The 25,291-nt window shown below is 72.9% G+C and carries 24 protein-coding genes and 2 pseudogenes; 7 read left to right on the top strand and 19 right to left on the bottom strand.

Going from position 1 to position 25,291, the window contains the following annotated elements:
• Positions 1 to 123 precede the first annotated feature (123 nt).
• The 3 genes from ACIQ1J_RS05820 to ACIQ1J_RS05810 all read right to left on the bottom strand — a co-directional run bounded on the left by ACIQ1J_RS05820 (position 124) and on the right by ACIQ1J_RS05810 (position 1,793).
• Positions 124 to 783, bottom strand: coding sequence for a DUF5063 domain-containing protein (locus ACIQ1J_RS05820; RefSeq protein ID WP_210963180.1), 660 nt, complete (start codon positions 781 to 783; stop codon positions 124 to 126).
• Complete coding sequence (gene recR / locus ACIQ1J_RS05815) at positions 776 to 1,375, bottom strand: recombination mediator RecR (RefSeq protein WP_007451877.1); 600 nt, start codon at positions 1,373 to 1,375, stop codon at positions 776 to 778. Before recR ends, ACIQ1J_RS05820 begins: the two co-directional genes overlap by 8 nt.
• A gap of 73 nt (positions 1,376 to 1,448) precedes the next feature.
• Positions 1,449 to 1,793 (bottom strand): YbaB/EbfC family nucleoid-associated protein, encoded by a 345-nt coding sequence (locus ACIQ1J_RS05810; RefSeq protein WP_210963179.1) that lies wholly within the window; start codon positions 1,791 to 1,793, stop codon positions 1,449 to 1,451.
• Between the two features lie 256 nt (positions 1,794 to 2,049).
• On the opposite strand from ACIQ1J_RS05810, the gene ACIQ1J_RS05805 reads away from it, so the two are divergent.
• Positions 2,050 to 2,805 carry an SLATT domain-containing protein gene (locus ACIQ1J_RS05805; RefSeq protein WP_403554394.1) on the top strand — a complete coding sequence of 252 codons (756 nt, stop codon included), beginning with the start codon at positions 2,050 to 2,052 and terminating at the stop codon, positions 2,803 to 2,805.
• A gap of 24 nt (positions 2,806 to 2,829) precedes the next feature.
• Here the strand turns inward: ACIQ1J_RS05805 and ACIQ1J_RS05800 are convergent, their stop codons facing one another.
• Positions 2,830 to 4,476, bottom strand: a complete 1,647-nt coding sequence (locus ACIQ1J_RS05800) for a hypothetical protein (protein ID WP_403554392.1) — start codon at positions 4,474 to 4,476, stop codon at positions 2,830 to 2,832.
• Between the two features lie 213 nt (positions 4,477 to 4,689).
• Between ACIQ1J_RS05800 and ACIQ1J_RS05795 the strand changes: the two genes are divergently transcribed.
• The 3 genes from ACIQ1J_RS05795 (at position 4,690) to ACIQ1J_RS05785 (ending at position 7,698) form a co-directional block, all read left to right on the top strand.
• Positions 4,690 to 6,045 (top strand): aspartate aminotransferase family protein, encoded by a 1,356-nt coding sequence (locus tag ACIQ1J_RS05795; protein WP_403554390.1) that lies wholly within the window; start codon positions 4,690 to 4,692, stop codon positions 6,043 to 6,045.
• Positions 6,046 to 6,175: 130 nt separating this feature from the next.
• On the top strand, positions 6,176 to 6,874 hold the full coding sequence (locus ACIQ1J_RS05790) for a GntR family transcriptional regulator (RefSeq protein WP_403554388.1): 699 nt from the start codon (positions 6,176 to 6,178) through the stop codon (positions 6,872 to 6,874).
• A 173-nt stretch (positions 6,875 to 7,047) separates the two neighbouring features.
• Positions 7,048 to 7,698 (top strand): hypothetical protein, encoded by a 651-nt coding sequence (locus ACIQ1J_RS05785; protein ID WP_210963174.1) that lies wholly within the window; start codon positions 7,048 to 7,050, stop codon positions 7,696 to 7,698.
• A gap of 11 nt (positions 7,699 to 7,709) precedes the next feature.
• Here the strand turns inward: ACIQ1J_RS05785 and ACIQ1J_RS05780 are convergent.
• From ACIQ1J_RS05780 to ACIQ1J_RS05765, 4 genes and pseudogenes are all read right to left on the bottom strand, one after another.
• Positions 7,710 to 7,904: pseudogene (locus ACIQ1J_RS05780) on the bottom strand (hypothetical protein); the annotation flags it as partial.
• Positions 7,905 to 7,944: 40 nt separating this feature from the next.
• Positions 7,945 to 8,169 (bottom strand): hypothetical protein, encoded by a 225-nt coding sequence (locus ACIQ1J_RS05775; RefSeq protein WP_374196470.1) that lies wholly within the window; start codon positions 8,167 to 8,169, stop codon positions 7,945 to 7,947.
• A gap of 55 nt (positions 8,170 to 8,224) precedes the next feature.
• Positions 8,225 to 8,716: a DUF3515 family protein gene (locus ACIQ1J_RS05770; protein WP_403554385.1), complete on the bottom strand. Its 492-nt coding sequence runs from the start codon at positions 8,714 to 8,716 to the stop codon at positions 8,225 to 8,227.
• Between the two features lie 226 nt (positions 8,717 to 8,942).
• On the bottom strand, positions 8,943 to 10,226 hold the full coding sequence (locus tag ACIQ1J_RS05765) for an adenylosuccinate synthase (RefSeq protein ID WP_210963171.1): 1,284 nt from the start codon (positions 10,224 to 10,226) through the stop codon (positions 8,943 to 8,945).
• A gap of 185 nt (positions 10,227 to 10,411) precedes the next feature.
• Between ACIQ1J_RS05765 and ACIQ1J_RS05760 the strand changes: the two genes are divergently transcribed.
• Positions 10,412 to 11,287 carry a diacylglycerol kinase gene (locus ACIQ1J_RS05760; protein WP_403554383.1) on the top strand — a complete coding sequence of 292 codons (876 nt, stop codon included), beginning with the start codon at positions 10,412 to 10,414 and terminating at the stop codon, positions 11,285 to 11,287.
• Positions 11,288 to 11,756: 469 nt separating this feature from the next.
• On the opposite strand, the gene ACIQ1J_RS05755 is transcribed toward ACIQ1J_RS05760, so the two are convergent.
• A complete protein-coding gene (locus ACIQ1J_RS05755; RefSeq protein WP_210963169.1) occupies positions 11,757 to 12,263 on the bottom strand; it encodes a GbsR/MarR family transcriptional regulator in 507 nt (168 codons plus the stop codon).
• 73 nt (positions 12,264 to 12,336) lie between these two features.
• Between ACIQ1J_RS05755 and ACIQ1J_RS05750 the strand changes: the two genes are divergently transcribed.
• Both ACIQ1J_RS05750 and ACIQ1J_RS05745 read left to right on the top strand, forming a co-directional pair.
• Positions 12,337 to 13,251 (top strand): ATP-binding cassette domain-containing protein, encoded by a 915-nt coding sequence (locus tag ACIQ1J_RS05750; RefSeq protein WP_403554381.1) that lies wholly within the window; start codon positions 12,337 to 12,339, stop codon positions 13,249 to 13,251.
• Entirely contained in the window at positions 13,251 to 14,867 is a 1,617-nt protein-coding gene (locus ACIQ1J_RS05745) for an ABC transporter permease (RefSeq protein WP_210963167.1), read from the top strand. Before ACIQ1J_RS05750 ends, ACIQ1J_RS05745 begins: the two co-directional genes overlap by 1 nt.
• A gap of 215 nt (positions 14,868 to 15,082) precedes the next feature.
• Here the strand turns inward: ACIQ1J_RS05745 and ACIQ1J_RS05740 are convergent, their stop codons facing one another.
• The 10 genes and pseudogenes from ACIQ1J_RS05740 to ACIQ1J_RS05695 all read right to left on the bottom strand — a co-directional run bounded on the left by ACIQ1J_RS05740 (position 15,083) and on the right by ACIQ1J_RS05695 (position 25,116).
• Positions 15,083 to 16,306 (bottom strand): cytochrome P450, encoded by a 1,224-nt coding sequence (locus tag ACIQ1J_RS05740; RefSeq protein ID WP_403554379.1) that lies wholly within the window; start codon positions 16,304 to 16,306, stop codon positions 15,083 to 15,085.
• Positions 16,307 to 16,359: 53 nt separating this feature from the next.
• Positions 16,360 to 17,034 (bottom strand): response regulator transcription factor, encoded by a 675-nt coding sequence (locus tag ACIQ1J_RS05735; protein WP_210963165.1) that lies wholly within the window; start codon positions 17,032 to 17,034, stop codon positions 16,360 to 16,362.
• Positions 17,031 to 18,377, bottom strand: a complete 1,347-nt coding sequence (locus tag ACIQ1J_RS05730; protein ID WP_403554377.1) for a histidine kinase — start codon at positions 18,375 to 18,377, stop codon at positions 17,031 to 17,033. Before ACIQ1J_RS05730 ends, ACIQ1J_RS05735 begins: the two co-directional genes overlap by 4 nt.
• Positions 18,378 to 18,481: 104 nt before the next feature.
• A pseudogene (locus ACIQ1J_RS05725) lies at positions 18,482 to 18,589 on the bottom strand (DNA-binding response regulator); the annotation flags it as partial.
• Positions 18,590 to 18,825: 236 nt separating this feature from the next.
• Positions 18,826 to 20,142, bottom strand: a complete 1,317-nt coding sequence (locus ACIQ1J_RS05720; RefSeq protein ID WP_403554375.1) for an acyltransferase — start codon at positions 20,140 to 20,142, stop codon at positions 18,826 to 18,828.
• Positions 20,135 to 21,175, bottom strand: a complete 1,041-nt coding sequence (locus ACIQ1J_RS05715) for an alpha/beta hydrolase (protein WP_403554373.1) — start codon at positions 21,173 to 21,175, stop codon at positions 20,135 to 20,137. The genes ACIQ1J_RS05720 and ACIQ1J_RS05715 overlap by 8 nt, the downstream gene beginning before the upstream one ends.
• A gap of 160 nt (positions 21,176 to 21,335) precedes the next feature.
• Positions 21,336 to 22,265: an alpha/beta hydrolase gene (locus tag ACIQ1J_RS05710; protein WP_403554371.1), complete on the bottom strand. Its 930-nt coding sequence runs from the start codon at positions 22,263 to 22,265 to the stop codon at positions 21,336 to 21,338.
• 284 nt (positions 22,266 to 22,549) lie between these two features.
• Positions 22,550 to 23,743, bottom strand: a complete 1,194-nt coding sequence (gene kynU, locus ACIQ1J_RS05705) for a kynureninase (protein ID WP_210963160.1) — start codon at positions 23,741 to 23,743, stop codon at positions 22,550 to 22,552.
• Positions 23,736 to 24,551 carry a tryptophan 2,3-dioxygenase family protein gene (locus ACIQ1J_RS05700; protein WP_403554368.1) on the bottom strand — a complete coding sequence of 272 codons (816 nt, stop codon included), beginning with the start codon at positions 24,549 to 24,551 and terminating at the stop codon, positions 23,736 to 23,738. The genes kynU and ACIQ1J_RS05700 overlap by 8 nt, the downstream gene beginning before the upstream one ends.
• Before the next feature lie 151 nt (positions 24,552 to 24,702).
• The gene (locus tag ACIQ1J_RS05695) at positions 24,703 to 25,116 is read right to left on the bottom strand and encodes a DUF3151 domain-containing protein (RefSeq protein ID WP_403554366.1); all 414 of its coding nucleotides are present in this window, start codon (positions 25,114 to 25,116) and stop codon (positions 24,703 to 24,705) included.
• Positions 25,117 to 25,291: the final 175 nt, after the last annotated feature.

Genomic DNA, 25,291 nt, shown 5'->3' with positions numbered 1-25,291 from the left:
CGTGAACACTCCGCCTCCCACTGTCCTTACGGCGCTCATCCGAGCACTGAAATGACACTCGACGTCCATCTGCTCACGCTTTTCAGCACAGCGCCCGCCCCCAGCCCGCTGAAGCGGCCCACGTCACGTGACCGGACGCAGGCCCAGCGGGCCCGCGATCTCCTCCACCATGACCCGGCCGGCCTCCGTCTCCAGGGTGTCGTCGCCGAGGCCCTGGTCGGTGTCGAGGCCGTCCAGCTCCTCCAGGGGCTGGTTCAGCCGCACGTGCGCCACCACGGACTGCAGCGCCCGCAGGGTCGCCGAGGCCGTGGAACCCCAGTTGGAGAAGTAGGAGAACTGCCACCACCACAGGGCCTCCGTGGTGCGGCCGGCCTTGTAGTGGACCATGCCGTGGCGGAGGTCGGTGATGACGTCGGTGAGGTCGTCGGAGATGCGGGCCGGGACCGGGGCCTTGCGCGGTTCGTAGGGGTCGAAGACCTCGGAGTAGACGTCGATCGGGTCGAGGAGGCGGGCGAGGTTCTCGCGGAGTTCGTCCACGTCGAGTTCCGGGCCCGGGTCGGGCTCGTAGCGGTCGTCGGGGACGATGTCCTCGTGGGCGCCCAGGCGGCCGCCGGCCAGCATGAGCTGGGACACCTCCAGGAGCAGGAAGGGGACGGCGGAGTCCGGCTCGTCGCCCTTCGCCACCTCGGTGACGGCGACCAGGAAGCTCTCGATCTGATCGGCGATCTGGACGGCGAAGTCGTCGGGGTTCTGGTTGGTCGCGTGCAGCGTGGCGTCAGACATCTAGGAGTCGTCTCCCCTCGAAGGCGCGGCCGAGGGTCACCTCGTCCGCGTATTCCAGGTCGCCGCCCACCGGGAGGCCGCTGGCCAGGCGGGTGACCTTGAGGCCCATGGGCTTGATCATGCGGGCGAGGTACGTGGCCGTGGCCTCGCCCTCCAGATTCGGGTCCGTGGCCAGGATCAGTTCCGTGACGGTGCCGTCCGCGAGGCGGGCGAGCAGTTCACGGATGCGGAGGTCGTCGGGGCCGACCCCGTCGATCGGGCTGATCGCGCCGCCGAGCACGTGGTAGCGCCCCCGGAACTCGCGGGTGCGCTCGATGGCCACGACATCCTTCGGTTCCTCCACCACGCAGATGACGGAGGGGTCGCGCCGGGTGTCGCGGCAGATGTTGCACTGCTCCTCCTGCGCGACGTTCCCGCAGGTCGCGCAGAAGCGGACTTTGGCCTTCACTTCCATGAGGGCCTGGGCGAGCCGCCGTACGTCGGTCGGTTCCGCCTGGAGGATGTGGAAGGCGATCCGCTGCGCGCTCTTGGGACCGACGCCGGGCAGCCGCCCGAGTTCGTCGATGAGGTCCTGGACCACGCCTTCGTACAACGGACTGCCGTCCTTCCTTGGGGTCCTGCACTACGTACGGTAGAGGGCTTCGGCCGGTCTGAGAAAGGCGAACTCAGAAAGGCAGGCCGGGGATGCCGCTGCCGCCGCCCATGCCCTGGGCGAGCGGGCCGAGCTTCTGCTCCTGGAGGGCCTGCGCGTTCTCGTTGGCCGCCTGGACCGCGGCCACGACCAGGTCGGCGAGGGTCTCGGTGTCCTCCGGGTCCACCGCCTTCGGGTCGATCACGAGGCCGCGCAGCTCGCCGGAGCCGGTGACGGTGGCCTTCACCAGGCCCCCGCCCGCCTGCCCGTCGACCTCGGTCCTCGCCAGTTCCTCCTGGGCCTGGGCGAGGTCCTGCTGCATCTTCTGGGCCTGCTGAAGCAGCTGCTGCATGTTGGGCTGGCCACCACCGGGGATCACGTTCAGCTCCTGTCGCCGCTGTCGCCGCGGGGTCACCGCGGGTTTTTGCCGTTCGGCACGAGCCTACGTGGTCCGCGCGGCCCTCGCTCCAGCACTCTTTCGAGTGATGCCGAGGGGGCCCTATACCTGATCAACACCTCCTTCCGGGCGGAAAAGCGGCGGAACCCCAGGCTCCGCCACCCATTGGGCGGTAGGAAGGGTGCCGGCGCATGAGGTCTTCAGGTCTTCACGGACGGCGAGCAGTAGGGAGTGCCGGGTGGGTCAGCCGGAGATGCAGCCCGAGGGGCCGCCGCACGACGGGCGGGGCGGTGAGGGGACGGCCGGGCCGCGACCGGGCGACCTCACCGGGCGGGCGTTTCCGCTCGGGGACTGGGCGCTGCCCGCGGAGCGCCTGGACGAGCTGTACCGGTGGGTGGAGCGGGGCGCCCTGGACACGGCGGCCTGGTACCTGACGGACCGGATGTGGAAGCGACGGGGCGCCATGATGCTGCGGGGCGGGGCCGCGGTGGGGGCGATCGCCGGGGCGGCGCTGCCGCTGCTGGACATGTCCGGGGTGGTGGGCGGAGTCGCTCCCTGGGGGTACCTGGCGCTGCTGTTCGGGGTGGCGTGCGTGGCCGGGGACCGGTACTTCGGGGTCACGTCCGGGTGGATGCGGGACGTTGCCACGGCGCAGGCCGTGCAGCGGCGGCTGCAGGTGCTCCAGTTCGACTGGGCGTCGGAGAGCGTGCGGGAGGTGCTGGGGCCGGCGGACGGCACGGCGAGCGAGGCGGCCGAGCGCTGTCTGCTGGTGCTGCGGCGGTTCTCGGAGGACGTGACGGAGCTGGTGCGGACGGAGACGGCGGACTGGATGGTGGATTTCCGGACCGGGTCGGCGCCGCTGGGATTGCAGGCGGTGTCCGCGGGCGGGGCGCGGTCCGAAGCGGGTGCGCCGGGAGTGTCCGGCCGGTTCTCGGCACCGGCGAACGGGGCTCGGCCGAACATGCCTCGGCAGCGGCCGCCGGAGCCGCGGTGACTGCTCCGGCGTTTCGCCGCCGCGCTACTGGCGTCGGTACGTCAGCGTTTCGCCGGTGCTCGTGGTGGTGCGTTCCAGGGTGCCGTTCGGCAGGAGGGCGACCTGGGTGGGTTCGCCGGGGGTGCAGGTGGCGGCGGGACCCACCGTCACCGTGGAGGGACCGAGGTTCAGAGGGGCGTCGGAGCCCGGGGCGTCACTGAGGTCGGCCTCGAAGACGCAGTGGTAGGTGCCGTTGCCAGCGGGGCCGTCCGCGACGAGTGACAGGACCGTGTCGCCCACGTCGCCCTGCTGGATGGTCAGCCGCCTCGTGTGGACGCCCGAGGCGTTGTCGATGGTCGTGGCCCACGTGCCCAGGTACGCCGTCGGGATCGCGCCGTCCTGGGGCGTCGACGACGTGGACGTGGTCGGCCGACCCGCCTCGGGCGTCGGAGCCGAGCCGTCCGTGCTGGGGGCCGGGTCCCGGGGTACGCCGGCCGTCGCGGTCTTCGTGGGGTCGTCGCCCGCCCGGTTGTCGCCGTCGTCCCCGCTCATCAGGGCGTAGACCGAGCCTCCGGCGCCCAGCGCGACGACCAGGGCGACCACGATCAGCAGGGCGGTGGAGCGGCCTCTTCGGGGCGGAGCCTGCGGCGGGCCGTACGGCGGGGGCCCGTAGGGCGGGGTCGAGCCGAGACCGCCGCCGTACGGGAGGTACCCGGGCGGCGCGCCGTAGGCCGCGGCGTAACCGTGGGCGGGGGGCTGGGGCTGGGCCTGGGGCTGGGCCTGGTGCTGAGGCTGGGCCTGGGCCTGGGGCTGGGCCTGGGGCTGAGGCTGGGCCTGGGCCTGGGCCTGGGGCTGAGGCTGGGCCTGGGCCTGGGCCTGGGGCTGGGCCTGGTGCTGAGGCTGGGGCTGGGCCTGGGGCTGGCCGTAGGCGGGCGGGGGCGTCGGCGGGCCTTGGCCCGCGACCAGAGTGGGGAGGTGGTCCAGCGGGGCGCCACCGCTGCCCGGCTCGCGCGGTGGCGGCGGACCGTCCGGCGTCGCCGCGGCCGGTTCCCGATACGGCGACGGGGAGGCGGACGGGGTCGAGGACGGGGACGGGGACGGCGCGTCCGGCTCCGGCGCGGTCACCGCGGCGGCCCCGACCGCACCTGCCGCCTCCCGGTTCTCCCGGTTCTCCGGGTTCTCCGGGTTCTCCGGGTTCTCCGGGTTCTCCGGGTTCTCCGGGTTCTCCGTGTCCAGCAGCCGCACCGCGTGCCGGCCCAGCTGCGCCACCAGCGCGCTGGGCAGCCAGGGGTCGTGGGAGCGGCCGTCCGCGACCGTGTCCTGCGCGCCCGTGCGCTCCAAGACCTCGGCGAGTGCGGGGCGTGCGGCGGGGTCCTTCTTCAGGCAGTCGCGTACGAGGTCGGCGATGCTCTCGGGCACGCCGTCCAGGTCGACGGGCGCCGTCCAGTACCCGCCGACCCGGCGCGCGGACTCGACCTCCTGCCGGAACCGCTCCCGGAACTCCTCCTGCGCGGCCAGCTCCTCGCGCACCAGCTTGACGGCGACCGTGCGTCCGCGGTTCGAGCGGGCCAGGTAGACGTGGCCCATACCGCCCGCCCCGAGCCGCCCCAGCAGTCGGTAATCGCCGATTCTCCCCCAGTGCTGAACGCCTGGGGGGACCTCCATCGGGTCCCCGCCCCCGAGCCTGTCCATGTCGCGCCGCCTTCCCCCGCACGTGAACCCACGTGAGCAACAGATCGAGGATAGTGCGGGGCAGCCGCGCGGTGAGCCGGTCCGGTTCTACGGTTCCGTAACAGGCGGGTCGTCCGCGGTGGACGCCGCGTCGACAACCTGTCGTGGAAAGCCTCCGACCGCAGACAGGACGCCGATTCCGTTTCCGCATCGCGGACATCTACCCTCGGCCGCATGACCCCTCAGCCCAACCCCCAGGCCGGCGCCGCCGTGAAGGCCGCGGACCGCGCGCACGTCTTCCACTCCTGGTCCGCACAGGAGCTCATCGACCCGCTCGCCGTCGCCGGCGCCGAGGGGTCGTACTTCTGGGACTACGAAGGCAAGCGCTACCTCGACCTCGCCAGCGGACTCGTCTACACCAACATCGGCTACCAGCATCCGAAGGTCGTCGCCGCGATCCAGGAGCAGGCGGCGAGGATGACGACCTTCGCGCCCGCGTTCGCCGTCGAGGCGCGCTCGGAGGCGGCACGGCTGATCGCCGAGCGGACGCCCGGCGACCTGGACAAGATCTTCTTCACCAACGGCGGCGCGGACGCCGTGGAGCACGCCGTGCGCATGGCGCGGCTGCACACCGGGCGGCCGAAGGTGCTGTCGGCGTACCGCTCGTACCACGGCGGCACCCAGCAGGCGATCAACCTCACCGGCGACCCGCGCCGCTGGGCCTCGGACAGCGGCGCGGCAGGTGTCGTGCACTTCTGGGCGCCCTTCCTCTACCGCTCGCGCTTCTACGCCGAGACCGAGGAGCAGGAGTGCGCGCGGGCGCTGGAGCACCTGGAGACGACGATCGCCTTCGAGGGTCCGGGGACCGTCGCCGCGATCATCCTGGAGACGATCCCGGGCACGGCGGGCATCATGATGCCGCCCGTCGGTTACCTGGCCGGGGTCCGCGAGATCTGCGACAAGTACGGGATCGTCTTCGTGCTCGACGAGGTCATGGCCGGCTTCGGGCGGACCGGTACGTGGTTCGCGGCGGACCTCTACGGCGTCGTGCCCGACCTGATGACCTTCGCGAAGGGCGTGAACTCGGGCTACGTCCCGCTGGGCGGCGTCGCGATCTCCGCCGAGATCGCCGCGACGTTCGCCGAGCGGCCCTACCCGGGCGGCCTGACGTACTCCGGGCACCCGCTGGCCTGCGCCGCCGCCGTCGCCACCATCGACGTGATGGAGGAGGAGGGCATCGTCGAGCACGCCGCCCGGCTCGGCGCCGAGGTCGTCGAGCCCGCGCTGCGGGAGCTGGCCGAGCGCCACCCGAGCGTGGGCGACGTGCGGGGCGTCGGCATGTTCTGGGCGCTGGAGCTGGTGAAGAACCGGGAGACCCGGGAGCCGCTGGTGCCGTACAACGCGACGGGGCAGGCGGCCACGCCGATGTCCGCGTTCGCCGCCTCCGCCAAGGCCCACGGCATGTGGCCGTTCGTGAACATGAACCGGACCCACGTCGTGCCGCCGTGCAACGTCTCCGAGGCGGAGCTGAAGGAGGGCCTGGCGGCCCTGGACACGGCGCTGTCCGTGGCGGACCAGTACACCGAGTAAGGCCAGAGCGGGGCCCTGGCCGCATACGGGCAGGAAAGGGATCCGAGCGCGTAAGGTGGCGTGCTCGTGCACGGTAGACATGTGTACGAGTACGCCCCCTCCCCGCACGCGACAAGGAGACCGCCCGACCATGCCCGGCCCCAGCGGCACCGGTGCCGTCACCCGCAGCACCCTGCGGCAGCAGATCGCCGACGCGCTCCGCGACGAGGTGCTGGCCGGGCGGCTCCAGCCGGGGCAGGAATTCACGGTCAAGGAGATCGCCGAGCAGTACGGGGTCTCCGCGACGCCGGTGCGCGAGGCCCTGGTCGACCTGTCCGCGCAGGGGCTCCTCGACGCCGACCACCATCGCGGCTTCCGCGTGCACGAGTACTCGGTCGGCGACTTCCGGGGCATGATCGAGGCCCGCAGCCTCGTCACCGACGGGATGTTCCTCGTCCTCGTCGACGACCGCCGGGGCGGCCCGGACCCCCGCGACCCGCGGATCGCCGCCGCCCTCGCCGGGGTCCGCCGGCGCGGCGAGGAGGCACAGCGCGCCGCCGCGGCCGGTGACCTGGCCATCCTCATCGGCTACGACCTGCGGTACTGGCGCGAGCTGGCCGTCCTGTTCGGCAACCCCTACCTCTCCGACTTCCTGCACCGGCTGCGCGTGCAGAGTTGGGTGTGCACGGTGCAGCACCTGCGCCGGCTCAGTGACCTGCGCGGCGCACTGTGGTCCGGGCACACCGAGCTGGTCGACGCCCTCGCCCGCCGCGACGCCCCGGGGGCGCGGTCGCTCGTCGAGGCGTACAACACCCACTCGCTCGCCCTCATCGAGCGGCTCGCCCGGTGATGACCAACGTCCCGCGTGTCGTGGACCGGCGCCAGGTGGGTATGGGAACTGCACGCAACGCGCACCGACTACGCTTCCTGACCACCGAGCCTGACCACCGAGCCTGACCACCGAGCCTGACCATCGTGCTGGATCGCCGCGCTTGATCGCCGTGCTGTGTGAGGAGCCCTCTTTTGGCCTGTGACCTGTGGCTGGTACCGCTCGTCGACGTCTTGTGCCACACGCCGGACAACCCGTTCGCCGAGGAACTCGCGCAATACGACAAGGTGCTGGCCGAGGCGGGGCTGCCGCCGGTGCCGGTGTACCAGTACATGCCGGGACTGTCCGGCGAGGTCGCCCCGGTGGCCGGTTTCGACTACGACGCGCTGCACTTCCTGCGCCGGGCACACCTGCTCCAGGTGTGCGGACTGCCGGTGACGCCGGTGGACGAACTCGGCGGCGACTACGAGCAGCTGCTGGAGATGTTCGAGGCGACGGCCCAGCAGTCGCACCTGGTCTGGCACTACGACCACGCGGGCGCCTATGTCCCCGTCGACTTCCCGCACCCGCTCGCGAGCGACGAACTCCTCGCGGGCGGCGGCCCGTTGGGCTCCTCGCACACTCTCCTGCGGGAACTGGAGGCCGTCGCCCCGGCCCTGGGCATCGATCCGGCCAACCCCCCGGCACCCCCGCAGCCGCCACTCGCCCCGACGGAGCTGGAGGAGCCGGCCGTGCCCGCGCCGTACGACGCCAGCCCCTTCGCCCGCGAGCGCCACGTGTGGCTGGGCCTGCACGCGGCGGCCACGCGGAGCCTGGCGCAGGGGTCGATGATCGTCTTCAGCTGACCTCGTGCCGGTCAGCGCAGCTGGGAGAGGCCCTTCGCGAGGTCCTCGCCGTTCATGATCGGGCAAAGCTCGATCTCGGCGTTCATCTCCATGAGGAACGGCTCACCGAGCCGGGGCATCTCCGAGCTGTCCTGCATGTCGAGGACCAGCAGGGCCGTCCGCCGACCGCCGAGGACGCCGAAGTAGGCGGCCTCCGGTCCGATCCGGCCGAGTCACCCAAGTGAACCACTACGGTGGCGCGCGTCCTCAGCGGATCAGGGAGATCCCCGGCGGCCACAGCACCCCGTCCGCCAGCAGCAGGGACGGCCCCAGATGTACGGGACACACCCGCAGCGGCGTTCGCAGATGCCGGGCTACCTCGAAGCGGGCCGGGTCACCGCAGCCCCAGGGGTCGGTCTCGCCACCGTAGGGGCCCTGACAGGAAGCGGCGCGGTCACGGCCGGTCATGCCCCCGCTCTCACGGTCCGTCATGCCCCCGATCCGACACCAGGCTCCGCGCCGACGCCCGGCGAAGGGGGCCGAACGGCTAGCCGAGGACGTCGGCGTCCTCGAGGCCGACGCACTTCCGCTCCTGCGGGATCCACTTCACGGCCGGGTCCAGCGCGGCGAGGATGCCGCCCACTTCCTCGCGCGGCCCGGAGTACGTGAGCTCGACGGCCGGTGAGCGGCCGTACGTCCGCAGGACGCTCACACCGTCGCTCTTCAGCCGCTCCTCGTCCAGGACCCAGTCGACGCCGTCGGCCGTGACGCAGAGGTTGATGTTGGGCGGCAGTTCCTCGGCGCCGCAGCGGAACACCGCCTTCTGGCCGCCCCAGGAGGCGGTGCCGTCGCCGAGGGCCCAGTCGCGCGAGGCGCCGGGTATGCCGTCCGGAAGGCGGGAGACCACCTCGTCGCACTTGGCGTCGGCGGCGTGCGGGGCGGCGGAGACGCGGTGGCTGTCGACGTAGAGAAGCCCTCCGGCGACGGCCACGACGGCGACGGTCAGCCAGATCCACATCCGGGTGGTGGGCTTCCGCATGTTCCGATCCGCTCCGCGCTGTCCGTTGCGTCCACTGCTGTCACCGGTCAGCGTATCCGCCGGCCGAACGCGGACGGCCGGGACCCCGTGCGGGATCCCGGCCGTCCGCGTTCACCGGCGGTTACCGCGGTCCTACGGGAACGAGTCCTACGAGGACGGGTTCCTGTAGGACCGGGTTCTACAAGTACCCGGTCCTACAAGTACCCGGTTCTACAAGTACCCGGTTCTACAGGAACGAGTTGATCTCGATCGTCTCGTCCCGGCCCGGGCCCACGCCGATCGCGGAGATCGGGGCGCCGGACATCTCCTCCAGCGCCTTGACGTAAGCCTGCGCGTTCTTCGGCAGCTCGGAGAAGGACTTCGCCTTGCTGATGTCCTCGCTCCAGCCCGGCAGCATCTCGTAGACCGGCTTCGCGTGGTGGAAGTCGGACTGCGAGTACGGCAGCTCCTCGACCCGCTTGCCGTCGATCTCGTACGCCACGCAGACCGGGATCTGCTCCCAGCCGGTGAGGACGTCGAGCTTGGTGAGGAAGAAGTCCGTGAGGCCGTTGACGCGGGTGGCGTAACGGGCGATCACCGCGTCGAACCAGCCGCAGCGGCGGTCACGGCCGGTCGTCACACCGCGCTCGCCGCCGATGCGGCGCAGGGCCTCGCCGTCCTCGTCGAACAGCTCGGTCGGGAAGGGACCGGCACCGACGCGGGTCGTGTACGCCTTCAGGATGCCGATGACCCGGCTGATCTTCGTCGGGCCCACGCCGGCGCCGGTGCAGGCGCCGCCCGCGGTCGGGTTCGACGAGGTGACGAAGGGGTACGTGCCGTGGTCGATGTCCAGCAGCGTGCCCTGGCCACCCTCGAAGAGAACCACCTTGTCGTCGTCGAGGGCCTGATTCAGGACCAGGACGGTGTCGGCGACATACGGCGCCAGCTTGTCCGCGTAACCGAGCAGCTCCTCGACGACCTGGCCCGTGGCGATCGCACGGCGGTTGTAGAGCTTGGTGAGCATCTGGTTCTTGGCGTCGAGCGCCGCCTCGACCTTCTGGGTGAGGATCGACTCGTCGTAGAGGTCCTGGACGCGGATGCCCACACGGTTGATCTTGTCGGCGTAGGTCGGGCCGATGCCGCGACCGGTGGTACCGATCTTGCGCTTGCCGAGGAAGCGTTCCGTCACCTTGTCGACGGTCACGTTGTACGGCGTGATGATGTGCGCGTTACCGCTGATCAGGAGCTTGGACGTGTCGACGCCGCGCTCGTTCAGCCCGCTCAGCTCGGAGAACAGGACCGACGGGTCGACAACGACGCCGTTACCGATGACCGGCGTACAGCCGGGAGACAGGATTCCGGAAGGGAGCAGGTGGAGGGCGTACTTCTGATCGCCCACGACTACCGTGTGGCCGGCGTTGTTGCCGCCCTGGTAGCGCACCACATAGTCGACGGAACCACCGAGCAGGTCCGTCGCCTTTCCCTTGCCTTCGTCACCCCACTGAGCACCGAGCAGCACAAGTGCGGGCACGCGCGTACACCCCTTCCGGGCGGGGCATGTCCATGGTCGAGGGCGTGCGCGGCGATTTTTCGCCACGTGCACCGCGACCGTCGTTGGCCGCCAACCGTCGGACCGGATGCCCCGGAATAGACGAAACCCCTGGCGCAATAGCGCAAGGGGCTCTTGCACAAAGATGCTACCCGAGGAAGCGAGGCATGGCCGAGGTGGCGACTTCCGCGAGATCTTCCGCGACGCCCGATCAGCTTCTGGTGGTCATCGATCCCGTTGCCCGGCGGGCGGACGGTGAGTCCGTCCGGATCGCGAAAGACGTGCTCAGCGCGGGTGCGTCGAGCACGAAGGTGTGTCTGCCGGACGGTCCGGAGGAATTCGCCCGGGCGCTGCGGCGAAGGGGTTCACGGCGGCCCGTCGTGGTCGGTGACGACCACGCTCTGCTGCGGGCCGTCGGCCTGCTGCACCGGCAGCGGGAGCTGGCCGGCTGCTCGCTGTCGGTGGTGCCGGTGGGGCCGGTACTGGGCCTCACCCGGGCGCTCGGGCTGCCGTCGGGCGCGGTGGCGGCGGCACGGGCGGTGCTGGACGGCACGGAACGCCGCCTCGACCTGCTCGTCGACGACAGTGACGGGGTGGTCCTGGGGGCCGTGGAGATCCCGCCGGCCGCCGCCCCCGAGGGCACGGACATGGGGTCGGGAGCGCCGGCCCGTCCCTGGCTGCGGACCTGTCAGTCCCTCGTACGGACACTGGCGTCCTCGCGGCCGGCCCGGGCCACGGCGGTGCTGGGTGCGGCCGGTCCGGCGCGGCTGCGGGTGGAGGTCGACGGGGTGACGCTGGTGGACCTGGACCAGCCGGTCGAGGGTGTCTCGGTGGTGCCGGGCGCCGGCGGAATGGCCGTGGTGGAGGTGCGGCCGCTGTCGGTGGGCGCGGCGGCGGCGCCGCTGACGGCGAGCGGACGGACGGTGACCGTGTCGGGGGCGCACTTCCGGTACCGGGCCGACGCGGTGGTGTCGGGGCCGGTGGGGACGCGGACGTGGACGGTGCGGGAGGGGGCGTGGGGGCTGACGCTGCCGGCGCGGTGAACGTCGTGCGGGCGGCCGGGCCCGCTGCACGGCGACTGCGACTGCGCCGGCGCCGGGCCGCCGGGCCGGGCCGAGGCGCGGTGGCCCGCGGGCGGTGAGCGGAGGCGGGCGGAGATGGGGGCGGGATGCGGTGGCCCGCGGGCGGTGAGCGGAGGCGGGCGGAGATGGGGGCGGGATGCGGTGGCCCGCGGGCGGTGAGCGGAGGCGGGGGGCGGGGTGCGCTAATGGGCCGACGAACTGGACGGGCACCTGGTGCGCTGAGCGTCGGAGCCCGCGCGCCGGTTCGCACGTCAGAGCCCGCACGTCGGAGCCCGCACGTCGGAGCCCGCACGTCAAAGCTCGCGCGTCGGAGCCCCCACGTCAAAGCTTGCGCGTCGGAGCCCGCGTGCCGGAGCCTTCGCTTCGGCCCCTCGCGTCGGCGCCCTCGCTTCGGCCCCTCGCTTCGGCCCCTCGCGTCGGAGCCCTCGCGTCAGCGGTGCCCGAAGGTCTTCTCGCGGTGCACGCGCCAGCGCTCCATCATCGCGGCGAGTTCCCCGTCGAGGAATTCGAAGAACGCCAGCGTCTCGGCCATGCGGCGACCCGCCGGAGTCTCGGCACCGAGGCTGGCGACGCCCTCGCTCAGCGCACTCTCCCACCGCTTGAGGATCGTCTCGCGGTTGGTGAGCGCCTCGTACCACTGGTCACTGTGCACCCGGTACCGCTCCCGGCGGGAGCCCGGTTCCCGCTCGCGCGAGACCATGTGCTGCTGGGAGAGGTAGCGCACGGCCCCGGAGACGGCGGCTGGGCTGACCTGGAGCTGTTCGCCGAGTTCGGCCGAGGTCAGCGACCCCGGGTCGGAGGCCAGCAGCGCGGCGAAGACGCGGGCCGGCATCCGCTGCAGGCCGGCCTCGACGAGCTGGGCGGCGAAGCCCTCGACGAACTTCGACACCGCCTCGGGGTCACGGTCCCGTCCCGTCGTCTCCGCTGTCTCCCTCATCCTTCGATCATCCCTCACATCCTGACACTTCCTTAACTTCACAAATTTCTGAAGGAAGCGTACTTTCGAAACCATGACGAAGGCAATCAGCGTCTCCGGCCTCCACAAGTCGTTCGGCCGGACGCACGCGCTGAACGGGCTCGACCTGGCGGTCGAGGCCGGCGAGGTCCACGGCTTCCTCGGTCCCAACGGCTCCGGCAAGTCCACCACCATCCGCGTCCTGCTCGGCCTGCTGCGCGCCGACTCGGGTGCCGCGCAGGTACTCGGCCGCGATCCGTGGGCGGACGCGGTGGAGGCGCACCGCCGGATCGCGTACGTCCCCGGCGACGTGACGCTGTGGCGCAACCTCTCCGGCGGCGAGGTCATCGACCTCTACGGCCGGCTGCGCGGCGGGCTGGACACACGGCGGCGCGCGGACCTGGTCGAGCGGTTCGAACTGGACCCGACCAAGAAGGGCCGCACCTACTCCAAGGGCAACCGGCAGAAGGTGGCCCTGGTGGCCGCCTTCGCCTCGGACGTGGACCTGCTGATCCTCGACGAGCCGACCTCCGGCCTCGACCCGCTGATGGAGGAGGTCTTCCAGCGGTGCGTGACCGAGGAGCGCGAGCGCGGGCGGACGATCCTGCTCTCCTCCCACATCCTCAGCGAGGTCGAGGAGCTGTGCGACCGGGTCAGCATCATCCGGAAGGGGCGGACCGTCGAGAGCGGCTCGCTCGCCGAACTGCGCCATCTGACGCGGACGAGCGTGAGCGCCGAACTCGCGGGCGCCCCGGACGGGCTGGCGCGGCTGCCGGGCGTGCACGACCTCGACGTCCAGGGCCGCCGGGTCCGTCTCCAGGTCGACACCGACAAGCTGGACGCCGTACTGCGCTGCCTGAGCGAGTCGGGCGTGCGGTCGCTGACGTCGACGCCGCCGACGCTGGAGGAGCTGTTCATGCGGCACTACCAGGCCGAGGCCGGCGAAGCCGCCGGGGCGGTGACGTCGTGATGACCGCCACGGCCACCACCACGGCTCTCGCGGTACGGTCCGGCGGCGCGCGCCAACTCGCCGGTACGGGCACGCTGCTGCGCTTCGCCCTGCGCCGCGACCGGGTGATGATCCCGGTCTGGGTGGCGGTGAACGCGCTGATGGTGCTCTCCATGCCCGGCACCATCAAGGGCCTCTACGGCACCGCCGCCGAACGCGCCGACCTGGTGCGGCAGATGGAGACCAATTCCTCGCTGCGCGCGATGGTCGGCCCCGTCTTCGACGACAGCCTCGGCGCGCTCACGGCCTGGCGCGTCGGTGTGTACGCCGCCGCGCTCGCCGCGGTGATGAGCCTGCTGATCGTCGTACGGCACACCCGCGACGAGGAGGAGAGCGGGCGGCAGGAAGTGGTCGCCTCCGGGATGGTCGGCCGCCGGGCCTCGCTGACGGCGGCCCTGCTCACGGCCGCGGTCGCCAACGGCGTCCTGGCGCTGCTGGTGGTCGCCGGACTGGCCGGACAAGGAACGTCCGGCGCGCTGGCCCTCGGGCTCGGGGTCGCGGGCGTCGGGATGCTCTTCGCCACGATGGCGGCGATCGTCGCCCAGCTGACCGAGAGCGCGCGGCTGGCCCGGGGACTGACTGCGGCGGTGCTGGGCGGCGCCTTCGTGCTGCGCGCGGCGGGCGACTCGGCGACCGTCGACGGCTCGTCCGTACTGACGTGGCTGTCGCCGCTGGGCTGGCTGGAGAACCTGCGCGCCTTCGCGGCCGAGCGGTGGTGGGTGCTGCTGCTGATCGCCGGCGCGGCGGCGATGCAGGGCGCGGTGGCCTACGGGCTGGCCGGTCGCCGGGACCTCGGCATGAGCTTCCTGCCGACCCGGCCGGGACCGGCCGCCGGGCGCCTGCGTACGGCCGGTGCGCTGGCCTGGCGGTTGCAGCGGGGCAGCGTGCTCGGCTGGAGCATCGGCTTCTTCCTCGCCGGCGTCGTCTACGGCGGTATGACCGAGGGGGCGGCCGATCTGGTCGGGGACAACGAGCAGGCCCGCGAGATCATCGAGCGGATGGGCGGACAGGCCGGGCTGACCGACGCGTTCGTGTCGGCGATGGTCGGCATGCTCGGGCTGATCGCCGCGCTGTACGTCGTCGCGTCGGTGCTGCGGCTGAACGGCGAGGAGACGTCCGGACGGGCGGAGCCGGTGCTCGCGGCCGCGGTGGGACGGCTGCGGTGGGCCGCGGGGCACCTGGTGATCGCCTTCGGCGGCGCGGCGCTCATCATGCTGCTCGCGGGGCTGGGTTTCGCCCTCGGGTACGGCCGGGACGCCGGGGCGATCCTGGGCGCGTGTCTGGTGCAGTTGCCGGCGGTGTGGGTGATCGGCGGGGCGGCGGTGCTGCTGCACGGGGTACTGCCCCGGGGTGCGGTGGCCGCGTGGGGAGTCGCCGGTGCGGTGCTGCTGCTCGGGTGGGTCGGGCCGGCGCTGGACGTGCCGCGGCGGGTGCTGGACGTGTCACCGTTCGGGCATCTGCCGAAGTTGCCGGGCGGGGAGATGAGCTGGTCGCCGGTGCTGGTGCTCACCTCGATCGCGGTGGTGCTGGTGGGGGCGGGACTGGCCGGGCTGCGGCGGCGGGACATGACGACGTGAGCCAGCGGGTGTCGTTCGGATCGGGCCGGCTTCGGGCAACGGTGCCTTGTGACTGACCCGAGCGGGGTCCGGTGCGTGCGGCTGCGAAGGCGGAGGAGGGCGACAGGGCGGGCCCCTGGCAACCGACGACAACGCCGCAGATGTGCGTGCCGGGCCCCGCGACGACCCGGGCAGGATCCGGACGACACCCCCTGGTGTGGCCTGCCTGGCGTCACTCAGACCTCCACGCTCAGCTCCGTCAGCCCGCGCATCACGAAGTTCGGCTTCCGTTCCGGCTCCGTCGCCAGGCGCAGCGCCGGAGCCTGCTCCAGCAGGGACGTCATGGACGCCGCCAGTTCGATGCGGGCCAGTGGGGCGCCGATGCAGTAGTGGATGCCGGCGCTGAAGGAGATGTGCGGGTTGTCCGCGCGGGTGAGGTCGAGACGGTCCGGGGCCGCGAACACCGCCGGGTCGTGGTTGGCGGAGCCGAACAGCATCGCCACCTCCGCGCCGCGCGGGACGGTCGTCCCGTCGATCTCGATCTCGTCCAGCACCCAGCGCTCGAAGAGCTGGAGCGGGGTGTCGTACCGCATCAGCTCCTCCACGGCCGACGGGACGAGGGAGTGGTCGGCGCGCAGGGCAGCCAACTGGTCCGGATCGCGGAACAGGGCCAGCCAGCCGTTGGCCGTCGCGTTCACCGTGGCCTCGTGACCGGCGTTCAGCAGCAGGACGCAGGTCGAGATCATCTCCTGCTCGGTGAGCCGGTCGTCGTCCTCGTCGTGGGCCGCGATCAGACCCGAGATCAGGTCCTCGCCCGGTTCCTTGCGGCGCGCCGCGATCAGTCCGCGCAGGTACTCCGAGAACTCGACCGACGCGCGGACCGCCTTCGCCGCCGTCTCCTCGGACGGATTCAGCTCGTACATCCCGCAGATCTCCGCCGACCAGGGCCGCAGCGGGGCACGGTCGGACTCCGGGATGCCCAGCATCTCGGCGATCACGGCGACCGGGAGCGGCTCGGCCACGTCCCGCAGCAGGTCGCCGCCGCCCGCCGCCACCAGCCGGGCCACCAGATCGTCCGCCAGCCCGTGCACGTACGGCCTCAGCCGCTCCACCGTGCGCGGCGTGAACGCCTTCGACACCAGCCGCCGGATACGGGTGTGGTCCGGCGGCTCCAGGTCCAGCATCCCGTGGTCGTTGAGCGTGTGGAAGGGCTCCTGCTCCGGCGGGGGCGCGGTACGGCCGAAGTCCTCGTGCGTGAAGCGGTGCTGGTAGGTCCGGCCGAGCCGACGGTCTCGCAGCAGCGCCGAGACGTCCGCGTGGTGCGGGACCAGCCACTGGTCGGTCGGCTCGTAGTAGAGCACCCGCCCCCGGGCCCGCAGCTCGGCGAAGGCGGGGTACGGGTCGGCGACGAACGCCGGGTCCCAGGGGTCGAAGCTGTCGAACCTGTCGAAGGCGGCCATGGACGGACGCTAACGGGTGGCGGCGACCGGGGGCCAGAGGCCCGGAGGCTCTCTCAGCCAGGCGTCACCAGGCGGGCCTCGTAGGCGAAGACCGCCGCCTGGGTGCGGTCTCTGAGGCCCAGCTTCACCAGGATGCGGCTGACGTGCGTCTTGATCGTCGACTCGGCGACCACCAGGCGCTCGGCGATCTCCGCGTTGGACAGGCCCTGTGCGATCAGGACCAGCACCTCCGTCTCCCGCTCGGTCAGGTCGCCGTATGCCGCCTGGGCGGAGGACATCAGGCGCGGGGCGTCGGACAGCTTGGAGAACTCGGTGATCAGGCGCTTGGTGATGGACGGCGCGAGGAGGGCCTCGCCCGCGGCCACCACCCGGACTCCGTCGGCGAGCTGGCGGGCCGAGGCGTCCTTGAGGAGGAAGCCGGAGGCTCCCGCGCGCAGCGCCTGGTACACGTACTCGTCGAGGTCGAAGGTGGTGAGGACCAGCACCTTCGACGTGCCGTCCGCCGCGACGATCTCCCTCGTCGCCTCGATGCCGTTGAGCTCGGGCATGCGGATGTCCATCAGGACGACGTCCGGAGCCAGTTCGCGGACCTTCGCCACGGCCTCCCGCCCGTTGACCGCCTCACCGGCGACCTCGATGTCCGGCATCGCGTTCAGCAGGACGGAGAAGCCCTCGCGCACCATCATCTGGTCGTCCGCGATCAGTACCCGGATCGTGCGGTCGCTCATGCTTCACCTTCGGTCGGTGCCGTGAACGGCAGGAACACCGCCACCTCGTAGCCCCCGTCGTCGGTGGGGCCGGCCGTCATCTCACCGTTCAGCATCGAGACGCGCTCGCGCATGCCGGTGACGCCGTGCCCGGCGCCGGGCGAGGGCTTCACCAGGGTCAGCTCGGGGATCGGACCGTTGACGATCCGCAGGCCCAGGCCGCCCAGGACGTAGGACACCTCGACGCGGGCGGTCGCGCCGGGTGCGTGCCGCAGGGTGTTGCTCAGCGCCTCCTGAACGATCCGGTACGCCGACAGCTCCACACCGGGCGGCAGCTCGCGCACCGCTCCGGTCACCGTCTTCTCCACGCTCAGGCCGGCGTCGCGCACGTTGGCGAGCAGGGCGTCCAGGTCGGCGAGCGTGGGCTGCGGGGCGTCCGGGGCCTCGTAGTCCTCGGCGCGGACGACGCCCAGGACGCGGCGCAGCTCGGTGAGGGCGGCCACCGCGTTCTCCCGGATGGTGGCGAAGGCGCGCTCCAGCTCCGGAGGCGGATTCTCCACGCGGTAGGGGGCCGCCTCCGCCTGGATCGCGACGACCGACATGTGGTGGGCCACCACGTCGTGCAGCTCGCGGGCGATGGTGGTGCGCTCCTCCAGCAGGGTCCGCCGCGACCGCTCGTGTGCGGTGACCGTCTGCTGGGCGGTGACCTCCTGCTGAGCCTCCCGCCGGACGTGCCGGACGGCGACCACCAGCAGGGCGAGGGCGGAGAGGAACAGCATCGGCACGGAGGTGTTGTACTCCCCGTCGCCGAACAGCGTCTCCACGAGCAAGGCGTAGGCGGCGGTCAGGGTCCACATCCAGGCGGCCGTGCGGGGCCGGGTGCGTATGGCCACGATCACCAGCACCGTCAGATGGCAGATGAACGGTCCGGGCAGCCACGGCCATTCGCCGAACTCACCGAGGAGCACCGCGACCACCGGGGTCGCCGCCATCGACATCCAGAAGGCCCCGGCGGGCCGGACCAGCGTGGCCAGCACCGGGATCGCGCACACCAGCCCGCTCAGCAGGGCCGCAGGTCCTCCCTGGGCACCACTGGCCACGGAACCGCCGAACAGGGCGATCAGCGCGGCGCCCACCACCACCGCGTGCGGCAGGCGGGCCGCGTACGACCGCAGGCGGTCGGGGAGCCGGCGGGTCAGCGGACCGTCCGTCGACATGAGCGGCAGCGGGCGGTACGCGAAGGCGTCGTGGAACAGGTCCTGGCGCAGGCCCTGCAGTGCGTCCATGGCCAGCCGGAACTCGGGGCTGCGCGGCGCGCCACCACCGCCGGAGGGGGTGGTCCGCATCTGGGTCGTCTCGGTCACGTTCGCAACGGTAGGCGCAGCCGGGGTGCGCCGTCGTCAGTAGTGAGAGGGGTCCCTCGGTATCCGTCTCAGGTACTACGGGGGCAGCGGGCGCCGGGCGCGGGTCAGTACCCCGACGGCCGCACCAGCCCCGACTCGTACGCGAACACCGCCGCCTGTGTCCGGTCCCGGAGGCCCAGCTTCACGAGGATCCGGCCCACATGGGTCTTCACACCCGGGTTCCACCCCGCCGTTGTCGTCGAGCTGGGCCGCGTCGCCGAGCAGCACGCCGAGGGCGGCCAGGCAGACGACACCGTGCGGGAACCAGCGCAGCCACACCGACGGCGGCAGCGGGTCCGCCCGCCAGGTCCACAGGTCGTCGTGCAGCACCCGCAGCAAACGCCCGGCCCGGCCGCCCCGGCCGTCCCTGGTCATCCGCCGGCTCCCCCATCGCACCACTCGGCCCACCCTAGACATGACGTGCACCCGCCGCCCTCGTCCGGCCCGGCGGGCGATGAGTCCGGACGACCCGGGAGCGGCGCCGGCCGCCGCGCTCGCAGGAGCGAAAGGCGGCCCAGCAGCCGGCCAGGACGAACGCGAACACGGGGAGCCAGGCGAGCCGGGCCGCAACCCAGTCCGGGCCGTCGGGAAGCGTGTGCAGGCCGGGCAGGCGGCCGGCCAGGAGGCCGGTGGCGGTGGTCGCCATCAACGCGGTCTGGTGCCACAGGAAGATCGTCATCGCGGAGAGGTTGACCAGCGCGACCGCCGCCCACGCCACGGGCCGCCGCAACGCGCGGCGCAGCGGCTCGCGCAGCAGCAGTGCGAGGCCGCACTGCGCGAGGCCGAAGGTGACGGCGGCCAGCGTCGGCGGGTTGAGGTTCGACACCTCGGCGCCGGGGACGCCGACCATCGACGCCGGGTAGCCCGCCCAGGCCACGAGCGCCGCGGTCGCCGCCGTACCGCCGGTGAGCAGGAGCCCGCCCGCGCGGCGGCGGTCCAGCTCGCCGCGGGTCCAGGCGGCCCCGAGGGTGTAGGGGACCAGCCAGCCCGCGGCGAGGTTGATCCAGCCGAGCCAGGAGGGGGCGCCGAACCCGAAGCGCAGCAGGTCGACGTGGAGGACGACGACCAGCGGCCACAGCGGATGCAGCCGGGTCAGCAGCGGAGTCGCCGCCGTCAGCGCGGCGAAGGCCATGAGGAACCACATCGGGGACAGGGCCAGCTTCACCAGGGTGTGGACGGTCACGAACTCCGCGCCCGTCAGGAGCAGCAGCGTCGCCGCCACCGTCCACAGGGTGAGGACGGCCGCGACCGGGCGGAACAGCCGGGACAGCCGGGCGGACAGCCAGCCGCCGTAGGAGGTGCCGCGGGCTCTGGCCGACGCGTAGCCCCGGGTGGCGACATGGCCGCCGACCAGGAAGAACACGGCGAGGGTCTGGAAGACCCAGGAGATCGGGGACAGCCAGGACATGTCCTGGAGCGGACTGGCCGCGCGCAGGCTGCCGCCGTCGGCGACCAGGGCCGTCACCATCCAGTGGCCGAGGACCACGCCGAGGATGGCGATGGCACGCAGGGCATCGACGGCACGGTCCCGCGACGCGGGCGTCGCGGCGTCGATCCGGGCGGAGGCGCGGCGCAGCCCCTGCCGGGCGGTTGTGCGGCGAAGCCGTTCCTGGCTGGCGGTACGGCGAAGCCCCTGCCCCGTGGCGGCGTCGCGCCCCCGGTTCGGCACGGCGTGTGGTGGGCTCGTTCGCGTCGTCGTTCGGGTCGTTCGGGTCACCTCAGTCATGGGTCACCTCCGTGGTCTCGCCCAAAGCGATCCGGGCCAGGTTCGTCAGGGAGACGGAGCCGGTCCTGAAGTAGTCGCTGTGGCCGCCGTCGCCGGCCGCGAAGACCCGGGCGCCGAAGTCCGGGGTGACCGGATCGGTGCCGAAACCGACGGTGGAACCGAAGAGGTCGGCGCTGAGGTGCGGCACGTGCCGCACCCAGTCGTCGGCGCCCCGGGCCGCCCAGACCCTGGCGCTCGTGTGCAGGCCCGCGACGGAGTCGGCGCCGGTGCCGGGGCTGCCCACCAGGGCGATGTCGGCGACGTCCAGGCCGTCGGCGGCGCGGGCGCAGACCACCGAGCCGTAGGAGTGGCAGAGGAGGGCGAGGCGGGTGCCGGGGCCGGTGATCCCGCGCAGGGTGCCGACCAGGGCACGCAGCTTCGGGGCGGCCCGGTCGGCGCGGCCGGTGGTGGCGACCGTGGTGCTGACGGTGCCCGGTGTCTCGTAGCCCAGCCAGGCCACGACCGCCGTGCGGGTCCCCCCGCTCGAGCGAGGGGGAGAGTGGGGAGGGGGAGAGTGAGGGAGAGCGCCCTCGTACGCCTGCGCGGCGAGCCGCCGGTGCAGGGCCAGGGCGGCGGCACGGAACCGGCCGTACGTGTCGAGGCTCGTGTCGGAGCCCGGGACCAGGACGGCGACGCGGTCGGCGTGGGCCAGGTCGCCGAAGACCTCCGTGGCCAGTCCCGCGCCCCGGCCGTCGAAGGCGAGCGGACGCCGGGACGGGTCGGCCATCGAGCGGTCCGCCGCCGCGCGGTGCCGGTCGCCGTGGGCGGCGGCCATCCGGGACGCCTCGGCGGCGTTGGCCCGGTTGGCGGCGTACACCTCCTCCAGCGTGCCGGCCGTCGGGGCCGCGAGCACGGCGGGAGCCGGAGCCGGGATCTCGGGGCGTGCGGCACCGGAGAGAGGAAGGACCACGGCGCCACAGATGAGCGCGGCGAGGACGGTCCGACGCCATCTGCTCACGCGCCGCCGCCAACGTACCGCCGTGCCGGGCCCCATGGCCGCTCCCCTCCAGCTCGCCCGACCATCGGGCGTGCCTGTGAGGGAAGTTATGGATCGCGCCGGGTAACCCGCGTCCCGCCAGGGAACTCACCTGCGGGGTAGCTCTCGGGTATTACGGGTACGACCGGGCCCGCCCGCCCGGCGAAAAGCTCCGGTCTCACCAGGCAAGCTGCGCGATCTCCTCCGCCACCACCGCGCACGCGTCCGCCGCCGGGTCGATCAGCGGATAGTGGCCGACGTCCTCCAGCAGCGTCACGCCCACCACCTCCCCGGCCTTCGCCGCCGCGTCGGCATACGCCTCGGCGACCACCTGCGGAACGTCCACGTCGGCACGGCCCTGAACGAGGGCCGTGGCGATGCCGGTGGGCAGCAGCAGGGCCGGGTCCGCGTAGGGACGGCGTTCGGCGAAGAGTTCCTCCCCGCCGAGGAGTTGCCGCGTCGCACCGCCGCACACGTCGAGCTTGTCGGCGACCTCGAAGTCGGCGATCGGCGCGAGGGCGACCACACCGCGCAGGGGCGCCGGGCCGTCGATGCGCCAAGGGGCGTCGTCGGGCAGCAGATGCCGGGCGGCCGCCCACAGGGCGAGATGGCCGCCGGCGGAGTGGCCGGTGAGCACGACACGGCGCGCGTCGGCCTGCGGGAGGTGATGCCGTACCAGCGCGGGCAGGGCGTCCAGCGCGGCGGCCACGTCGTCGAAGGTCTCGGGCCAGCGCCCCGCGACGGGGCTCCCCGCACCGGCGCCCTCGGCACCATCCCCGCCAACCCCGCCACCCGCACCGCGCCGGTACTCCACACTGGCCACCGCGAGCCCCCGCCGGGCGAGGAAGCCGGCGAACGGGCTGACATGGCGGCGGTCGTACGGAGCCCGCCACGAACCTCCGTGCAGGACCACCACGACGGGAGCGGCACCGCCCGGGCCCTCGGCCCCGCGCGGGACGTAGAAGTCGATCACCTGGTCGGGGTGGTCGCCGTACACGGCGGTGCTGTCGGGGTCGACCGCCGGGTGCGAGAAGGCCGATTTCTCCTCCGCCGCCTCCGCGGCGTCTCTGGCGGCAGCGGTGCCCGGTTCTGCGGCGGCGTCCGGCATGCTCAACCTCTCAGCTGCAAAACGGTGTTGGCGGACCGGGGGAACGAATTCGGCCGCTGGCGGGACGGTATCAGGCCGGTGACGTGCCCGGACATGGGGATGTAACGCTGGGTGAGGGCCAGCCGATCCGCGACCGGGCGATCCGCGACGAGGCGATCCGCGACCGGGCGATCAGCCCAGTCCGCACCCACCCAGCCCGCACCTGCCCGCACCTGCCCGCACCTGCCCGCACCTGCCCGGCCCTCACCCACTCGGCCCTCACCCGCCCGGCCCGCACCCGCCCGTCACTCCAGCGTCTCCGCCAGCACCCGCGCCGCCCGCTCCACGTCCGCGAAGCCGACGTACAGCGGGGTGAAGCCGAAGCGCAGGACGTCCGGGGCGCGGAAGTCCCCCACCACCCCGCGCTCGATCAGGCGCTTCATCACGTCACCCGCGTCGTCACAGCGCAGTGCGACCTGGCTGCCCCGCTCGGCGTGCGCCGCCGGGGTCACCGACTCCACCAGACCGTCCGGGACGTACTCCCCGACACAGCGCAGGAAGAAGTCCGTCAGCGCCAGGGACTTGGCCCGCACCGCTTCCACCGACACCCCGTCCCACACCTCCAGTGCCGCCTCCAGGGCGAGCAGGGAGAGGATGTCCGGCGTACCGACCCGGCCGCGCACCGCGCCGGACGCCGGGGCGTACGCGGGCCGCATGCCGAAGGGCTCGGCGTGCGAGTTCCAGCCCGGCAGCGGGGAGTCGAAACGGTCCTGGAGGTCGCGGCGCACGTACAGGTACGCGGGCGAACCGGGGCCGCCGTTGAGGTACTTGTACGTGCAGCCGACCGCCAGGCCGACGCCGTGCTCGTCGAGCCCGACCGGCAGCGCGCCCGCACTGTGGCACAGGTCCCAGACGACGTACGCCCCCGCCGCGTGCACCGCCGCCGTGAGCGCGGGCAGGTCGTGCAGCCGGCCCGTGCGGTAGTCGACGTGGTTGAGCAGGACCGCGGCGGTACGGTCGCCGAGCGCCGACGGCACCTCGGCCGGGGTCACCGGCCGCAGCGAGCGGCCCGTCATCCGGGCCGCCGACTCGGCGATGTACCCGTCCGTGGGGAAGGTGGTGGCGTCGACGAGGATCTCGTCCCGGCCGTCGCCCGCCATCCGTACGGCGGCGACGAGCGCCTTGAAGACGTTGACGCTCGTGGAGTCGCCCACCACGATCTGCCCGGGCCCCGCCCCGACCAGCGGGGCGATCCGGTCACCGATCCGCTCGGGCGCGGTCCACCAGCCGCTCTCCTCCCAGGACCGGATGCGCAGCTCGCCCCACTGACGGCGTACAACGTCCTCCACGCGCGCGGGGACACCGGCCGGGAGGGCACCGAGCGAGTTGCCGTCCAGGTAGACGACGTCGTCCAGGACGAACCGCTCGCGCAGCGCCGCCAGCGCGTCGGCGGCGTCGAGTTCGTCGGCCTCGGCCGCCGCTTCGAGAAGCTCAGACATACGACCGCGCCGTCCACAGCTCGGGGAACACGTTGTTCCGGGCCCGCTTCTCCAGCCAGGCCACCCCGGCGGAGCCGCCCGTGCCGGTCTTGGAGCCCATCGCCCGGCGGGTGGCGACCAGGTGGTCGTTGCGCCAGCGCCACACCAGCTCGGCGACGTCGGTGAGCGCCTCGCCGAGGCGGGCCAGCTCGCCGTTCTGGTCGCCCGCGTAGACGGCCGTCCAGGCGGCCTCCACCTCGGGCGCCGCCTCGTACTTCCGGGTGACGTCGCGCTGGAGGACGGCGTCCGGGATGTCGTACCCGCACCGGGCGAGCAGCCGGACCACCTCGTCGTACAGGCTCGGCTCGTGCAGCGCCTTCTCCAGCTCCGCGTGGACGCGCGGGGCGCCGCGGTGCGGGACGAGCATGGACGCGGACTTGTCGCCGAGCAGGAACTCCAGGCGGCGGTACATCGCCGACTGGAAACCGGAACCCTCACCGAGGGCGCTCCGGTAGGAGTTGAACTGGGCGGGCGTGAGGCCCGCGAGCGGCGTCCAGGAGGCGTTCAGCGCCTCCAGCTCCCGCACCGAGCGCTTGAGCGCGTCGGTCGCCACCTGGGTCCGGTCCTCGCGCAGGGCGCGGGCCGCGGTCTCCCACTCGTGGACGATGACGGTGAACCACAGCTCCATCACCTGGGTCGTGACCAGGAAGACCATCTCTCCGGGATCGTCGGAGAGGGTGTGCTGGAGGTGGGTGAGCACGTCCGCCTTGACATAGTCCTCGTACGGCGTGCCGCCCTCGAAGTCGAGATTCGGGGCTTCGTGGGACATCGCTGTCTCCTGCTGCACTACGGGTAGCGGTCCGCCCTGCCGTTACCGACACGGGGCCCCGGTCCCCAACGTCATCCTCCGCAATGGTCGCAGCAAACCGCAAGGCCCGCCTGCGCACGGCAGGCGGGCCAGGACGGGTCCGGTCCCCGGTTCAGCCCAGTACCTCGGCCGCCGCCGGCGAGGAGTCCTTCAGGAACTGGCTGCAGCGCTCGAACTCCTCCTCCTCGCCGATCGCCTGGGCGGCGCGGGCGAGGGCGTGCAGGGCGCGCAGGAAGCCGCGGTTCGGCTCGTGCTCCCAGGGCACCGGGCCGTGCCCCTTCCAGCCGCTGCGGCGCAGGGCGTCCAGGCCGCGGTGGTAGCCGGTACGGGCGTACGCGTACGACTCCACGACGCTGCCCCGCTCGAACGCCTCGTCGGCCAGCTGTGCCCAGGCCAGCGAGGACGTCGGGTACTTCGCGGCGACGTCGGCGGGCGAGGTGCCGCCCGCCAGCAGCTCGCGCGGTCCGGGGTCGTCGGGGAGGTGGGTCGGGGGCGGTCCCCCGAGGAGGTTCTCGTGAATGGCCATGGGCACAAGTCTGCGCCATGCCCCCGGCATACGTGCGCGGGCCCGGCACCGCAGGAGAATCCTGGCGATGCCGGGCCCGGCGCGGACGGCCCGTCGCGGACGGCGCGGCGCGGACGGCGCGGCGCGGACGGCGCGGCGCGGACGGCGCGGCGCGGACGGCGCGGCGCGGACGGCG

The sequence above is a fragment of the Streptomyces sp. NPDC097107 genome, from assembly GCF_044762405.1.
In the GTDB taxonomy this organism is placed as follows: Bacteria; Actinomycetota; Actinomycetes; order Streptomycetales; family Streptomycetaceae; genus Streptomyces; species Streptomyces thinghirensis.
The sequence above is the reverse complement of the archived record's forward strand: the minus strand, read 5'-3'. Positions and strand labels throughout refer to the sequence as shown.